This is a genomic window from Arthrobacter sp. LjRoot78, from assembly GCF_964254335.1.
Classification (GTDB): Bacteria; Actinomycetota; Actinomycetes; order Actinomycetales; family Micrococcaceae; genus Arthrobacter.
The window spans coordinates 1,752,802-1,768,408 of record NZ_CAXUTG020000001.1; the positions used below are offsets into that span (position 1 = coordinate 1,752,802).

Consider the following 15,607-nt stretch of genomic DNA (forward strand, 5'->3'; position numbering starts at 1 on the left):
CAATGGTCAGCACGCCCACCCGTGCCCCGGCTGCCAAGCAGCGGGGTGCCACCCGGCTTCCCCCGGCTACGCGGACAGGCAAGGCCGCCGGGACCCGGCCGCCGTCACCCCAGGCCCCGGCCCGCGGGACTGCACGGGCAGGCCATGTGCCTCCGCTGGCCAGGCTCCGCGGCTGGTACCGAAGCTTCTGGGCGAAGCTGGAAGGAACCGGAAAGTCACGCAACGGTTCCACCTACTACCTCATCCTGGGTTCCACCCTCGCGCTTACGGCCATCGGCATCATGATGGTTCTGTCCGCGTCCAGCGTCGAGGCCATTGCCGCGGGGGAGTCGCCGTACACGGCAGCACTCAAACAGGGCATGTTCGCCGCCATCGGGGTGTTCCTGATGTTTGTGCTCTCGCGGGTTAATGTCGTCTGGCTTAAGCGCCTCGCCTGGCCGGGGATCGCCGGCGCCTATGTGCTCCTCGTCCTGGTCTTGCTCATCGGTACCAGCACCAACGGCAACCAGAACTGGATTGAATTCGGCGGCATCACCTTCCAGCCGTCAGAAGCGGCCAAACTGGCCCTCGCACTCTGGATGGCCACGGTGCTGGCCGTCAAGGCCAAACTGCTCCACCGCTGGCAGCATGTGGTGGTCCCGGTCCTTCCCGTTGCCGCCGGCATCATCGGCCTCGTCCTGGCCGGAAATGACCTCGGCACCGGCATGATCATCATGATGATCATGGCCGCCGCCCTGTTCTTCGCCGGGGTCCCGCTCTACATGTTCGGCATAGCAGCTTTGATTGCCGTGGCGGGTGCCGGGTTCATGGCTGTGACAAGCTCAAACCGGATGTGCCGGATTACCTCGTGGTGGACCGGAAACTCCTGTGGCGAAGGCATCGACGCCAACTACCAGTCAACCAACGGCCTGTACGGACTGGCCTCCGGGGGGTGGCTCGGGGTCGGCCTGGGGCAAAGCCGGCAGAAGTACAGCTGGATCCCGGAAGCCCATAACGACTTCATCTTCGCGATCATCGGCGAGGAACTCGGCCTGGTGGGCACCGTCGTCGTACTCATCCTCTTTGCCATCCTCGGTGCCGCGATCTACCGCGTCGTGGTGGCGCAGGAGGACCTCTTCCACCGTGTGCTGGCCGGGACCATCATGGTGTGGCTCCTGGGCCAGGCCACCGTCAACATGTCCGTGGTCACCGGGCTCGTCCCTGTCATCGGAGTGCCGCTGCCGTTCATTTCCTATGGCGGTTCGGCGCTGCTGATGTCACTGTGCGCCGTCGGCGTAGTGTTGTCGTTGGCCCGGGAACAGATGGCGCCCAGCGTCCAGCCCAAGCGGCTCCTCAAGTTCCGCACCAAGGGCGGGCGCCCACACACCTCACGAAAGCGTAAATAGCACTTAATGAATGCCGATTCTTTGTCAGTAGTCCTTGCCGGCGGCGGAACAGCGGGTCACATCAGTCCGCTGCTGGCCATAGCGGCCGCGTTGCGTGACGTGCGTCCGGACGTGCAACTCCTGGCCGTGGGAACGCCCAGCGGGATGGAGACCAGGCTGGTCCCGGCAGCCGGCCTTGAGCTGGCCACCATCGACCGCGTGCCCTTTCCCCGCAGGCCATCGCTCGACCTGCTGCGGCTCCCCGGACGGCTGGCGGGCGCGGTCAAACAGGCCGGAAAAATCCTCGACGACGCCCAGGCGGACGTTCTGGTCGGCGTTGGCGGCTACGTCTGCACGCCGCTCTACCTTGCTGCCCGGCGCCGCCGGATCCCCGTCGTCATCCATGAAGCCAACACGCGGGCCGGCCTGGCCAACAAAGTGGGCGCCCGGTTCAGCCATCATGTCGGCGTAGCCTTCGCCGGCACGAAACTCCGCGGGGCGCGCCACGTCGGCATGCCGATGCGCAAGGAAGTATCCGGGCTGGACCGTGCCGGCGCCCGGCAGGCGGCACGTGAACTGCTGGGGCTGGACCAGGACAAACCCGCGCTCATCGTCACCGGCGGCTCATCCGGTGCGCAGAGCATCAACCGCACGATCGCAGCGTCCGTGGAAGCACTGGCCAAGGCCGGCATCCAGACCCTCCACATCACCGGAAAGGGCAAGGTGGTCCTTGACGGCGAAGGAAAGCCCCTCGCCGCTGACGGCTACCGGCAAGTGGAGTATGTCGACGGCATGGAGAACATCTATGCGGCCGCCGACCTGCTGGTGGGGCGCGCAGGGGCCGCCACCGTCTGCGAAACCGCGGCCGTGGGTGTTCCGGCCGTGTTCATCCCGCTCCCGATCGGCAACGGCGAGCAGGCCCTCAACGCCGCCGGGCCGGTAGCGGCAGGAGGGGCGCTGGTCATTGATGACGAATCGTTCACGCCCGCATGGGTCAGCAGTGAAATCATCCCGCTGCTGTCAGATCCCGCCCGCCTGGCGAAGATGGCAGCCAGCGCCGAAGCACTCGGTATCCGAAACGCAGATCAGCGCATGGCTGGTCTTGTCCTGGAAGCGGTAAGCAAATGACCACGCCCACAGCAGCTACGGGCACGCAGAGCCTTGAATCCCTGGGCCGCGTGCACTTCATCGGCGTGGGCGGCGTGGGCATGTCCGCCGTGGCCCGGATCATGGTGGCCCGAGGCGTCCCCGTGACCGGCTCCGACGCCAAGGACCTGCCCGTCATGGCGGACCTCGCCGCTGCAGGCGCAGGCATCCATGTGGGCTATGCCGCGGGCAACCTCGGTGCTGCCCAGTCCGTGGTGGCGGGCTCCGCCATCCGCCCGGACAATCCGGAACTCCTGGCCGCGCGTGACGCCGGGCTGCCCGTGCTGCACCGGTCCGAGGCGCTGGCGGCGACCATGGCCGGCGACCGTGTGGTCACGGTGGCCGGAACCCACGGGAAGTCAACCACGACTTCGATGATCACAGTGCTGCTGCAGGGCGCCGGCCTGGACCCCACGTTTGCAATCGGTGCCAACGTCCCGGCGCTGGGGGTCAACGCGGCCAGCGGCACGTCGGACATCTTCGTTGCCGAGGCCGACGAATCCGACGGATCGTTCCTGAACTACCGTCCGCACATTGCCGTTGTCACCAACGTCGAACCCGACCACCTTGACTACTACGGCACCGCCGAGGCCGTCTACGAGTCGTTTGACCGCTTCACCGAACTGCTCCCGGCCGACGGCGTCCTGGTGGCCTGTGCCGATGATCCCGGCGCCCGCGCGCTGGCGGAGCGGACAACGGCACGGGGCAACACCAGGGTGGTCACCTACGGCACTGCCGAAGATTCGCAGCTAAGGCTGCACGACGGCGGACCGGGCGACGTGTGGGTTTCCACCCCCGCGGGAAAGTTTGCGCTGGAGCTCCAGGTTCCCGGCCGCCACAACGCGCTCAATGCTGCCGCGGCATTCGCCGTGGCACTGGAACTGGGTGTCGCCCCCGGCCCGGCCTCCGGCGCCCTGGCCCATTTCTCCGGAGCATCACGGCGCTTCGAATTCAAAGGCGAAGGGCGGGGCGTCCGGGTCTACGATGACTACGCCCACCACCCCACGGAAGTCCGGGCGGCGCTTGCTGCGGCACGATCCGTCGCAGGGAACCACAAGGTGCATGTCCTTTTCCAGCCGCACCTGTTTTCCCGCACACGCGAGTTTGCTGCCGAGTTTGCCGAAGCGCTCAACGCTGCCGACACCGCTCTGGTGCTGGACATCTACCCGGCCCGCGAGGATCCGATTCCCGGGGTAAGTAGCCAGCTGATCGGTGACCGCCTCTCCGGGGGCGGCCGGCTGGTTGCTGCCGACGATGCAGTCCGCGCCGTCGTCGCCAACGCGGCGCCCGGGGACATTGTGCTCACGGCCGGCGCCGGCGACGTTACCGCCTACGGCCCGCTGATCGTTGAGGCACTAGTGGCGGAGGCGCCGGGTGCCTAGTACGCGCCGGCCCACGTACAAGACGGGGGCACCCGCAGGCCGAGGAAAGGCCGAACCGGCAAGCGGCCGCTCAGACGTGATTTCCGCGTCCAGGCCCGCGCCCGCTGCCGACGTCGCATCTGCTCCCCAACGCGCCACGGACAATGTGCTGTCCTTCCCGGAACCCAAAGGCCGGCGGATCCGGCGGAACATCATCCTGGCTGTGTGCATCGTAGCTGCCCTGATGGCCGGCCTGCTGGCAGCCGCCGTCTACTCGCCGGTGTTCGCCGTGCAGACCGTGTCCGTGGACGGAACCAAAATGCTCACGCCGCAGCAGGTCCAGGACGCGCTCAAGCCGCTGCACGGCAAGCCGTTGCCGCAGGTCCACGACGACGAGGTGAAGCAGCTGCTGCAACCCCTCGTGCAGGTCAAGGACGTGACCACCGAAGCGCGGCCGCCGTCGGTACTGGTGGTACACATCCAGGAACGCACCCCGGTCGCCCTGGTGAAGCAGGGGGACGTGTTCCAGCTCGTTGATGTTGACGGCGTGCAGCTCGGCACCACCCAGGAGCCGGGCAGCATCCTGTTGCCGGTGATCGACGGCGGGGCAGGGGTGATCGGCAAGGAACTTTTCAAGGCCATCACCGCGGTGCTGGCCGCGCTGCCTGCCGACGTCCTCGCCCGGCTGTCCGATGCGTCGGCGAAATCCGTTGATGCCGTCGAACTCAAACTTGTGGACGGACAAACCATTGTCTGGGGCAACGCGGGGGAGAAGGAGCTTAAGGCCAAGGTGCTCGAAGCCTTGCTCAAGGCGCCGGCCAACCCCAAGAATCCGGTCCAGGTCTACGATGTCAGCGTGCCGCGGCATCCCGTGACACGATAGTGGACGATCTCCCGGTGCAAGCAGCGGGACAGGCATTCACATGCGCTCTGGGGCCGGCAGGCCGGCGACCGTCATCCGCGGCGATTTCCGCTCTATTTAGCGGGTATTCCAACGACACGCGGATCAGGTCATTGAATGTCTCAGGCATAGGAAATAGCGTCACAGCATGAGTTACTTGACATAACTATAACCTTCAAGTCGAAGGTTAAGGTTTGAACTTTCAAGCACGACTCCATCAGTTTTCGCAATAGGACACGAACAAGGGACACGTAACGTGGCAGCTCCGCAGAATTACTTGGCCGTCATCAAGGTCGTCGGCATCGGCGGCGGTGGCGTGAACGCAGTCAACCGCATGATCGAAGTCGGTCTCCGCGGTGTCGAATTCATCGCAATCAACACCGATGCCCAGGCTCTGCTCATGAGCGATGCCGACGTCAAACTTGACGTCGGCCGCGAGCTGACGCGTGGTCTCGGAGCCGGTGCAAACCCGGAGGTCGGCAAGCAGGCGGCCGAGGATCACGCCGACGAGATCGAAGAGGTCATCCGCGGCGCGGACATGGTCTTCGTGACCGCCGGTGAAGGTGGCGGCACCGGCACTGGCGGCGCTCCTGTCGTGGCCCGCATTGCCCGTTCGCTCGGTGCGCTCACCATCGGCGTGGTCACCCGTCCGTTCACCTTCGAAGGCCGCCGTCGCGCAGGTTCCGCCGAGGCGGGCATCGACGCCCTCCGCGACGAAGTCGACACCCTGATCGTGATCCCCAACGACCGGCTCCTGTCCATCAGCGACCGCAATGTCTCGGTCCTGGACGCCTTCCGCTCCGCCGACCAGGTCCTGTTGTCCGGTGTCCAGGGCATCACCGACCTGATCACCACTCCGGGCCTGATCAACCTCGACTTCGCAGACGTCAAGTCCGTAATGCAGGGCGCGGGTTCCGCGCTGATGGGCATCGGTTCGGCACGCGGAGAGGACCGTGCGGTCAAGGCCGCGGAACTCGCCATCGCGTCGCCCCTCCTGGAAGCTTCGATCGACGGCGCCCACGGCGTCCTGCTGTCCATCCAGGGCGGCTCGGACCTCGGACTCTTCGAGATCAACGAGGCCGCCCGCCTCGTGCAGGAAGTGGCCCACCCTGAAGCCAACATCATCTTCGGTGCCGTCATCGACGACGCCCTCGGCGATGAGGCCCGCGTGACGGTCATTGCGGCTGGCTTCGACGACGTCAAAGCCACCTCGCCGTCCATGGACCAGTCGCAGCCGCAGGCAGCCCCGCAGCGCCCGGCTGCGCCCGCCTCAGCCCCTGCCCCCGCGCAGGCGCCGTCGCAGCACGTTCAGCCCGTGCACGCCGGCATCGGAGCGTCGGGTCTCAGCAACTGGGGTCAGCAGCGTCCCTCTGCCGTCCCCGCCGACTCCGGCTTCGACGTCGACCTTCCCTCGGTAGTGGAGCCGGACCTGTCCGGCAGCCGCTCCGACGACCTGGATGTCCCTGACTTCCTGAAGTAAGCACTTCCCGAAGTAGGCATTGGCAGGACGTTTTATCAGCTCGTCAGTTAGCGGTGTTTTGATTGTTTTGGTGGCGAACCGAAGTCCGGCCCGGCGTCTGGGTGGCATTCACTGACGCCGGGGCCGGAAACCTCGCCCTCCACGTGGGGGACGATCCGGCCGAAGTGCTTCGCCGGCGTGAACTCCTTGAGGCCGAAGCCGGCCTGGCGGCCGGCGGCTTCCAGTACATGAACCAGGTTCACGGCAACGCCGTAGCCTTTATCGGCGACGGCGATGAGGCGGCTTGCCCTGCCGCCCCGACCGCAGATGCAATGGTGTCCTCCGGGCGTCCGCTGGCGGTTATGGTGGCGGACTGCGTCCCTGTAGTCTTTGCCGGGACAACATCGGGGGGACAACCGGTCCTGGCTGTTGCCCATGCGGGGCGCCCGGGAGTGGCCAGCGGGGTCCTCCCGGCAACCGTGGATCGCATGCGCGCCGAGGGGGCCGAAGACATCCGGGCCTGGATCGGCCCGTCAATCTGCGGATCCTGCTACGAAGTGCCGGAAGGCATGCGGACCGATGTCGCCGCGGTGGTCCCTGCCACATGGACCACAACATCCTGGGGCACCCCCGGCCTGGACCTTCCGGCCGGGGCGCGCAGCCAGCTGGAGGCCCGCGGGGTCGTCGTGGAGTATTCCGGACCCTGCACCCTCGAAAACGAAAATCTGTTCTCCTACCGCGGGAACCCGGCCACGGGCCGGTTCGCCGGGTTGGTGTGGACCAGTGAGTGAACCCCGTGACGTAACAGCTGCGGACGACCCCCGCCTGCTCCAAATTCAGGACCGCCTGGCCGCGGTCCGGCGGAGGATTGCCGCCGCCACGGAAGCCGCCGGCCGGCAGGACAACCCGCCGGAGCTGATCGTGGTGACTAAATTCCACCCTGCTGACGATGTTCGCAGGCTGGCTGCCTTGGGTGTCACCGACGTCGGAGAGAACAGGGACCAGGAAGCGTCGGAAAAGGCCTCCGCGCTCAGCGACCTCGGACTCCGCTGGCATTTTGTGGGGCAGCTGCAGAGCAATAAGGCAAAGTCCGTTGTGCGGTATGCCCATGCCATCCATTCCGTGGACCGGCCGCAGCTGGCGGCCGCCCTTGCCCGGTCCGTCGCCGCGGAGCAGGAGCGGACCGGCCGGGGTCCGCTCGAGTGCTTCATCCAGGTCAGCCTGGACGAGGACGCCGGAAGCCACCGGGGCGGGGCGAGCCGCTTGGAGGTTCCGGCCCTGGCTGACCAGTTGGCCGGATCGCCGGGCATTGTGCTGGCCGGCCTGATGGCGGTGGCTCCGCTGGGTTCGGATCCGGAGGCGTCGTTCGCCAAACTGGCCGAAATCTCGGCGCAGCTGCTCAGGGACCACCCCTCGGCTTCGGGGATCTCCGCAGGCATGAGCCAGGATCTCGAATCGGCCGTCAGGGCGGGTGCGACACACCTGAGAATAGGCTCGGATATATTGGGTTCGCGTCCTGCGTTGAGGTAGCGTCAAAGTATTGGAAGAGAATGGCGGGGATTCCAATACTGTCAAGTCAACTCAGCGGCCCGCTTACGGACACGATTAGGAGTCGACCATGGCTGGCGCTCTGCGCAAGACAATGATCTATCTTGGGCTCGCCGATGGCGATGAACACTACGAGTCTGAGCACCACACACCGCACAAAGACGAGGACGATTCAATGGAGCATGACCGCGAGGAACGCCGGGCGCCGGCGCCCGTCCGCGAGGTCACCCGGGAAACGCCGACTCCACACGCCGCCGAAGAGGAATATCGCGCCCCTGTGACACCTATCAAGCGCGCGGCCTCGAGCCGCGAAGAGACCACCGGACTCCGCCAGATCACCACGATCCACCCGCGGTCCTACAATGACGCCAAGCTGATCGGCGAAAGCTTCCGTGACGGCATCCCTGTCATCATGAACGTCACGGACATGGGTGAAGCCGACGCCAAGCGCCTGGTCGATTTCTCCGCCGGCCTGGTGTTCGGCCTCCGCGGCAGCATCGAACGGGTCACGAACAAAGTGTTCCTGCTCTCGCCGTCGTACATCGAGGTCATCGGCGATGACAAGAAGGTCAGCGAGACCCAGGCCAGCTTCTTCAACCAGAGCTAGCTCCGGACCCGAACGGATGCCAGGCAGGACACCTGTCTGGCATCCGTGCTGAAATAGATAAGAATGGCAACAGGAGACTGCGGGATCCGGAATGAACATGGAGATATGAGTTAACTCATGGGAATTGTTTTCGGACTTATCTATATCGCTTTATTATTCGTATTTGTGGCATTGATCATCCGGCTGGTCTACGACTGGGTGCAGATGTTTGCCCGTGAGTGGCGGCCCCGGGGTGCAGCGCTGGTGGCGGCCCACACTGTCTACTCCGTCACAGATCCGCCCCTGAAGGTGCTGAGGCGCCTCATTCCGCCCTTGCGCCTGGGCGGGATTTCGCTGGATCTCGGATTCTTGCTGTTCTTCATAGCCATCAGCGTGGCTATGGCAATCGTACGGAATCTCGCGTAATTTTCATTACAGCTTGCGGCGCAGTAGCGGGACGGGAAACCGCCATCCACGGCATCGTGTAGAAACTCCGGTTTGACACCTCAGTGTTGAATTAGAGGAACCAGACCATATTTAGGTACCGTAGTTTTGACGGCCGGAAGGCCTACTGACTAACTAGACCAACGAGGTGACCAGATGGCTTTGACGCCAGAAGACGTTGTCAACAAGCGCTTTCAGCCGACCAAGTTCCGCGAAGGCTACGACCAGGACGAAGTTGACGACTTCCTGGACGAAATCGTCGTCGAACTGCGCCGCCTGAACCAAGAGAACGACGAGCTTCGCAAGAAGCTTGCCGAGAGCGGCTCAGGCACGCCCGCCAGCTCCGCAGTAGCGGCGCCGGTGGTGGAGAAGGTCCCCGCGCCGGTCAAGGCTGAAAAGGACGAATCCCGGGCCAAGGCGGAAGCCGAGGCCAAGGCCGCCGCCGAAGCCAAGAAGAAAGCTCCCGAGCCGGCAGCGGCTCTTGCACCGGTAGCAGCTCCGGCTGCCCCTTCCGCGGTCAACCCGACCGCGGAGTCCGCCGCCGGCCTCCTGGCCATGGCGCAGCAGATGCACGACAAGCACGTCGCAGATGGCCAGCAGCAGAAGGACAAGATCATCGCGGAAGCGCAGATCGAAGCCAGCAGCCTGGTCAACGACGCGCAGGAGAAGTCCCGCAAGATCCTTGGCGCCCTGGAACAGCAGCGGTCTGTCCTGGAGCGCAAGGTGGAACAGCTGCGCGGCTTCGAGCGCGACTACCGTTCACGCCTGAAGGCTTACATCGAAGGTCAGCTCCGCGACCTGGATGCCCGCGGTTCCGTGGCTGCGCCCGAGGTTGGCGACGGCAGCCCCGCTGTTTAGCAAGTATTCTGAAAGCCGGTGGCTGAGGACTCCTCGGCCGCCGGCTTTTGCCATTAACCGCTACCGGCGCTGCCGGCAGCGGGCACCAGCATCTTCCCTCCAGTCCCGGGACTGGCTCCTGAATGAAAGCTTTATGACTGACGAAACAGCACCTGCCGCAGCGCAGCCAGCAACGACGCAAGCCCGGCCGCGAAAGGCGGTCCTGCTGACGCTCTTCGCCGGCTTCGCTGTTTTCGCCTACGTCTTCGACCAGCTCACCAAGCTGTGGGTCACCTCCACCATGGTGGAGGGGGAGCGCATCCCGGTGCTGCCCCCGCTGCTGCACTGGTATTACATCAGGAACTCCGGGGCCGCGTTTTCCATCGGCGAGAATGTCACCTGGGTTTTCACCATCATCATGGCCGGCGTCTCCATCGCCATTCTTTTCCAGCTGCGGAAACTAGGTTCCGCCTGGTGGTCCCTGGCGCTTGGCCTGCTTCTGGGCGGTGCCCTGGGCAACCTCACGGACCGGCTGTTCCGTGAACCGTCCTTCGCCATGGGCCACGTGGTGGACTTCATCCAGTTGCCCAATTTTGCGATCTTCAATATCGCCGATTCCGCTGTTGTCTCCGCCGTCGTGATCATCTGCCTGCTGACGCTCCGCGGTATTTCACTTGACGGTTCACGGATCCAGAAACCGGCGGGGCGCACCGATGCCTGAGAAACTCACCGTTCCCGAAGAGCTGGCCGGCACCCGCGTCGATGCGGGACTCGCCAAGCTGATGGGCATATCCCGGTCCCAGGCGGCCACCCTGATCGCCGAGGGCAACGTCAGCTCCGCAGGCAAGGCCGTGGGCAAGTCCCTGAAGCTGGCCTCCGGCACCGTGCTGGAAGTCGTTGTCCCGGAACGCCGGGACCCCCTGGAAGTCGTGGAGGAAGTTGTGGAAGGCCTGAAGGTACTGCTGGACGATGAGGACTTCGTCGTCATCGACAAGCCGGTGGGTGTGGCCGCCCACCCGTCCCCGGGCTGGGTGGGACCCACCGTGGTGGGGGGACTGGCCGGGCTCGGTTACCGGATTTCGACGTCGGGAGCACCCGAGCGGGCGGGCATCGTGCACCGCCTCGACGTCGGCACGTCGGGGGCCATGGTGGTGGCCAAGTCCGAACGCGCCTATACGGCGCTCAAACGCGCCTTCAAGGAGCGCACCGTGGACAAGGTCTACCACGCAGTGGTCCAAGGTCTGCCGGATCCCCTGGCGGGCACGATCGATGCACCCATCGGCCGCCACCCAGGCCATGACTGGCGCTTTGCCGTCATAGAGGACGGCCGGGAATCCGTGACCCACTACGAGGTCCTGGAGGCCTTCGGGAAGGCTTCACTCGTGGAAGTGCACCTGGAAACCGGCCGCACCCACCAGATCCGGGTCCACTTTTCCGCCCTGCGCCACCCCTGCGCCGGTGACCTGACCTACGGAGCCGATCCGCGGCTTGCCGCAACCCTGGGACTGACCCGGCAGTGGCTTCACGCCCGGCAGCTCGGGTTCGACAGTCCCAGGACCGGAGAACGCGTGACAGTCACCAGTGAGTACCCGCAGGATCTCGCGTATGCACTCGAAGTTCTCGCCTCCGGGGACGCCTGAGCCGGAATTGTCCCTGCCCGGCACTAGAATGGTCCGGTGACTTCCAGCAACGACTCGTTTGTCCATCTCCACAACCACACCGAGTACTCGATGCTGGACGGCGCCGCCCGGCTCGGTGAGCTCTTCGATGAAACCGAGCGGCTGGGTATGCCCGCGCTGGCCACCACCGACCACGGCTACCTCTTCGGCGCGTTCGATTTCTGGAAGAGGGCCACGGACAAGGGCATCAGGCCGATCATCGGCGTCGAAGCCTATGTGACTCCCGGGACCGCCCGCGGTGACAAGAGCCGCGTCCGCTGGGGCGAGGAAAGCCAGCGCAAGGACGACGTCTCCGGCGGTGGCTCGTACACCCACATGACCCTGCTGAGCTACAACAACGTGGGCATGCGGAACCTGTTCCGGGCCTCGTCGATCGCTTCGCTGGACTCGGTGTTCGGCAAATGGCCCCGGCTGGACCGCGAGCTGCTCAACACCTACTCGGAAGGGCTCATCGCCACCACCGGCTGCCCTTCCGGTGAGGTGCAGACCCGGCTGCGGCTCGGCCAGTACCGCGAAGCGCTGGAGGCTGCTGCAGAGTTCCGCGACATCTTCGGCGCGGAGAACTACTTCTGCGAACTCATGGACCACGGCCTGGATATCGAGCGGCGCGTCACAGGCGACCTCCTGCGCCTGGCCAAGGACCTGAACCTGCCGCTGGTGGCCACCAATGACCTGCACTACACGCACGAGCACGATGCGAAGGCGCATGAGGCCCTGCTGGCCATCCAGTCCGGGTCCACCCTCCTGGAACCGACCTACGACAACGGCGGCTCCCGGTTTGCCTTCTCCGGCAGCGGCTACTACCTGAAGTCACCGCAGGAAATGCGCGAACTCTTCCGCGACCACCCCGACGCGTGCGACAACACGCTGCTGATCGCCGAGCGCTGTGAAGTCTCGTTCAACACGGGCGCCAACTACATGCCACGCTTCCCTTGCCCCGAGGGGGAGGACGAGACGTCCTGGCTGGTCAAGGAAGTCGACAAGGGACTCCAGTACCGCTATCCGAAGGGCATCCCGGACAAGGTCCGCCAACAGGCCGACTATGAGCTCGAAGTCATCACCTCCATGGGATTCCCGGGCTACTTCCTCGTGGTGGCCGACTTCATCAACTGGGCCAAGAACAATGGCATCCGCGTGGGCCCCGGGCGTGGCTCCGGTGCAGGTTCCATGGTGGCCTACGCCATGCGCATCACCGACCTGGATCCGCTGCACCACGGCCTGATCTTCGAACGCTTCCTCAACCCGGACCGTGTTTCCATGCCTGACTTCGACGTCGACTTCGATGACCGGCGCCGCTCCGAAGTCATCGACTACGTCACGCGCAAATACGGCGACGAACGCGTGGCCATGATCGTCACGTACGGCACCATCAAGACCAAGCAGGCCCTGAAGGACTCCTCGCGCGTCCTGGGCTACCCCTTCAGCATGGGTGAGACGCTGACCAAGGCGCTGCCGCCGGCGGTGATGGCCAAGGACATTCCGCTGGCCGACATTCAGAACAAGGACGCAAAGCGCTACGGCGAAGCCGGTGACTTCCGCCAGCTGATCAGCACCGACCCGGAAGCCGCCAAAGTCTTCGAAACGGCACTGGGTATCGAAGGCCTGAAACGGCAGTGGGGCGTGCACGCCGCCGGTGTCATCATGTCCTCGGACCCCATCATCGACGTGATTCCGATCATGCGCCGCTTCCAGGACGGCCAGGTCATCACGCAGTTCGACTACCCGACGTCCGAAGGCCTCGGCCTCATCAAGATGGACTTCCTCGGCCTGCGGAACCTGACGATCATTTCGGACGCCCTGGAAAACATCAAGATGAACCGCGGCATCGATCTTGACCTCGAAACCCTGGAACTCGACGACACCGCTTCCTACGAGCTGCTGGCCCGGGGTGACACCCTGGGCGTGTTCCAGCTTGACGGCGGCCCCATGCGTTCGCTGCTCAAGCTCATGAAGCCTGACAACTTCGAAGACATCTCCGCGGTGCTGGCCCTGTACCGGCCCGGCCCCATGGGTGCCAACGCCCACACCGACTACGCGCTGCGCAAGAACAAGATCCAGGAAGTCATTCCGATCCATCCGGAGCTGGAAGAACCGCTCTCCGAAATCCTGGGCGGCACCTACGGGCTGATCGTGTACCAGGAGCAGGTCATGGCCGTGGCGCAGAAGCTCGCCGGCTACACGCTGGGCCAGGCCGACATCCTGCGCCGTGCCATGGGCAAGAAGAAGAAGTCCGAACTGGACAAACAGTTCGCCGGCTTCTCGCAGGGCATGCAGGACAACGGATATTCCATGGCCGCCGTCAAGACCCTCTGGGACATCCTGCTTCCGTTCTCCGACTACGCCTTCAACAAGGCGCACTCGGCCGCGTACGGCGTAATCTCCTATTGGACCGCGTACCTCAAGGCGCACTATGCGCCGGAGTACATGGCGGCCCTGCTGACCTCGGTGGGCGATGACAAGGACAAATCGGCGATCTACCTGAATGAATGCCGGCGCATGGGCATCACGGTGCTGCCGCCCGATGTCAACGAGTCAGCCCTCAACTTCACCCCTGTGGGCAACGACATCCGCTTCGGGATGGGCGCAATCCGCAACGTCGGCGTGAACGCCGTCGAAGCCATGGTGGCGGCGCGGGAAAAGGAAGGCGCGTACACGTCCTTCAAGGACTACCTCATGAAGGTTCCAGCGGTGGTGTGCAACAAACGCACCATTGAATCGCTGATCAAGGCGGGCGCGTTCGACTCCCTGAACCACCATCGGCGCGCGCTTGCCATGATCCATGAAGAGGCCATCGACTCCGTCATCACCCTCAAGCGCAATGAGGCGATCGGGCAGTTCGACCTCTTCGCCGGTTTCGACGAGGCCGAATCCGAAGCATCCCTGAGCATCGAAATCCCGGACCTTCCCGAATGGGAGAAGAAGGACAAGCTCTCCTTCGAACGCGACATGCTGGGCCTCTACGTCTCGGACCACCCGCTGCAGGGCCTCGAAGGGCTGCTGAGCCAGCACGCCGACCAGTCCATCACCTCGGTCATCGCAGAGGACGGCCCGCACGACGGCGCCATCATCACCATTGCGGGCATGATCACCTCGCTGAGCCGGCGGATCGCGAAAGCCAGCGGAAACGCCTATGCCCGCGCGGAAATCGAGGACCTGGGCGGTTCCATGGAGGTCATGTTCTTCGGCCAGGTCTACGGTCCCATTGCGTCCGTTCTGGCTGAAGACCTGATCGTGGTGGTCAAGGGCAGGCTGCAGCGCCGTGACGACGGCGCCGTCGCCCTGAACTGCATGGAGCTGTCCGTCCCGGACCTCAGCGAAGGCCTGAACGGGCCCCTGGTGATCACCATGCAGACGCACAAGGCCACCGAGGCCGTGGTGACCGAGCTTGGGGACGTGCTGAGGACCCACCGGGGCAACTCGGAGGTCAGGCTGCACCTGCAGGGAGACACCAGGGTGGAAGTGATGGCGCTTCCTGTGCACCTGAGGGTCAACCCGAGCCCATCACTGTTCGGCGACCTGAAGGTGCTGCTCGGACCCACCTGCCTGGACAGCTAGTTGCCTGGACATCCGGTGAACCCGGCCCCGGGCGTCGCGGTGATTTCCGGCGCGGGGAGGGGCTTCGGTGCCGCCCTCACGGCGGTCCTTGCGGCCGAAGAATGGACGGTCTACGGCATTGTCAGGCCGGGCTACGCGGCAAACGCCGGGACTGACGGCAGGGTGCGGTTCCTGGAATGGGACATTGCGCATTCCTGCCCCAAGGAGGTATCGCAGGCTCTTGCGGAAGCCAGCATCGACGTCGTGGTCAATAATGCCGCGGTGGGCAGCAGCCAGAAGACGCTGGCGGCAGTTGACCCCGAATCCCTTGCGCAGCTCCTCGACAATAACGTCGCGGGCGCAGTCAGGGTGACCCAGGCGTCGCTGGCCGGGCTGCTTCGCCCGAGTGCAGGCGGCCGCCGGCCCCTTGTGGTCAATGTGTCGTCCCGGCTGGGCTCGGCCGCTCTGCAGGCGAACGGTGAATTCGCCGGCTTCGGGACGAGTTACGGCTACCGGCTCGGCAAAGCGGCGCTCAACATGCTGACGCTTAGCCTGCATGAGGAATTCGGCGCGGAACTGGACGTTTGGTCCGTGCATCCGGGAGCACTGGCGACCGGGATGGGACGAAGCGGTGCGTCGAAGGAGCCCGCGACGGCGGCCAGTGAGCTGCTGCGGGAGCTTTCCGAACCCGGTGGCAGCAGTCCGCGGTTCTTCGAACTCGGATCGTCCGCGCCGCTGCCCTGGTAGG

14 protein-coding genes are annotated in these 15,607 nt (G+C 64.9%); all 14 read left to right on the forward strand.

Features of this window, described 5'->3' with window-relative positions; translation table 11 throughout:
• Window positions 1–2 precede the first annotated feature (2 nt).
• The 14 genes from ftsW to ACSQ1X_RS08115 all read left to right on the forward strand — a co-directional run bounded on the left by ftsW (window position 3) and on the right by ACSQ1X_RS08115 (window position 15,606).
• Window positions 3–1,385 (forward strand): putative lipid II flippase FtsW, encoded by a 1,383-nt coding sequence (gene ftsW / locus ACSQ1X_RS08050; protein WP_436057275.1) that lies wholly within the window; start codon window positions 3–5, stop codon window positions 1,383–1,385.
• A 6-nt stretch (window positions 1,386–1,391) separates the two neighbouring features.
• Window positions 1,392–2,492, forward strand: coding sequence for an undecaprenyldiphospho-muramoylpentapeptide beta-N-acetylglucosaminyltransferase (murG, locus tag ACSQ1X_RS08055; RefSeq protein WP_436057276.1), 1,101 nt, complete (start codon window positions 1,392–1,394; stop codon window positions 2,490–2,492).
• Window positions 2,489–3,892, forward strand: a complete 1,404-nt coding sequence (gene murC, locus ACSQ1X_RS08060) for a UDP-N-acetylmuramate--L-alanine ligase (RefSeq protein ID WP_055800102.1) — start codon at window positions 2,489–2,491, stop codon at window positions 3,890–3,892. The genes murG and murC overlap by 4 nt, the downstream gene beginning before the upstream one ends.
• The gene (locus ACSQ1X_RS08065) at window positions 3,885–4,754 is read left to right on the forward strand and encodes an FtsQ-type POTRA domain-containing protein (RefSeq protein WP_436057277.1); all 870 of its coding nucleotides are present in this window, start codon (window positions 3,885–3,887) and stop codon (window positions 4,752–4,754) included. The genes murC and ACSQ1X_RS08065 overlap by 8 nt, the downstream gene beginning before the upstream one ends.
• A gap of 274 nt (window positions 4,755–5,028) precedes the next feature.
• Entirely contained in the window at window positions 5,029–6,252 is a 1,224-nt protein-coding gene (ftsZ, locus tag ACSQ1X_RS08070; protein ID WP_055800096.1) for a cell division protein FtsZ, read from the forward strand.
• A gap of 62 nt (window positions 6,253–6,314) precedes the next feature.
• Entirely contained in the window at window positions 6,315–7,022 is a 708-nt protein-coding gene (locus ACSQ1X_RS08075) for a polyphenol oxidase family protein (protein ID WP_436057278.1), read from the forward strand.
• Window positions 7,015–7,761 (forward strand): YggS family pyridoxal phosphate-dependent enzyme, encoded by a 747-nt coding sequence (locus tag ACSQ1X_RS08080; protein ID WP_436057279.1) that lies wholly within the window; start codon window positions 7,015–7,017, stop codon window positions 7,759–7,761. The genes ACSQ1X_RS08075 and ACSQ1X_RS08080 overlap by 8 nt, the downstream gene beginning before the upstream one ends.
• Before the next feature lie 88 nt (window positions 7,762–7,849).
• Window positions 7,850–8,386: a cell division protein SepF gene (locus ACSQ1X_RS08085; protein ID WP_055800087.1), complete on the forward strand. Its 537-nt coding sequence runs from the start codon at window positions 7,850–7,852 to the stop codon at window positions 8,384–8,386.
• Between the two features lie 117 nt (window positions 8,387–8,503).
• Window positions 8,504–8,791: a YggT family protein gene (locus ACSQ1X_RS08090; protein WP_028271742.1), complete on the forward strand. Its 288-nt coding sequence runs from the start codon at window positions 8,504–8,506 to the stop codon at window positions 8,789–8,791.
• Between the two features lie 174 nt (window positions 8,792–8,965).
• Entirely contained in the window at window positions 8,966–9,667 is a 702-nt protein-coding gene (locus ACSQ1X_RS08095; RefSeq protein ID WP_055800084.1) for a DivIVA domain-containing protein, read from the forward strand.
• A gap of 133 nt (window positions 9,668–9,800) precedes the next feature.
• The gene (gene lspA, locus ACSQ1X_RS08100) at window positions 9,801–10,367 is read left to right on the forward strand and encodes a signal peptidase II (RefSeq protein ID WP_436057280.1); all 567 of its coding nucleotides are present in this window, start codon (window positions 9,801–9,803) and stop codon (window positions 10,365–10,367) included.
• On the forward strand, window positions 10,360–11,286 hold the full coding sequence (locus tag ACSQ1X_RS08105) for an RluA family pseudouridine synthase (RefSeq protein WP_028271745.1): 927 nt from the start codon (window positions 10,360–10,362) through the stop codon (window positions 11,284–11,286). The genes lspA and ACSQ1X_RS08105 overlap by 8 nt, the downstream gene beginning before the upstream one ends.
• A 36-nt stretch (window positions 11,287–11,322) precedes the next feature.
• Window positions 11,323–14,880: a DNA polymerase III subunit alpha gene (dnaE, locus tag ACSQ1X_RS08110; protein ID WP_436057281.1), complete on the forward strand. Its 3,558-nt coding sequence runs from the start codon at window positions 11,323–11,325 to the stop codon at window positions 14,878–14,880.
• A gap of 15 nt (window positions 14,881–14,895) precedes the next feature.
• Complete coding sequence (locus tag ACSQ1X_RS08115) at window positions 14,896–15,606, forward strand: SDR family NAD(P)-dependent oxidoreductase (RefSeq protein ID WP_436057282.1); 711 nt, start codon at window positions 14,896–14,898, stop codon at window positions 15,604–15,606.
• Window position 15,607 lies beyond the last annotated feature (1 nt).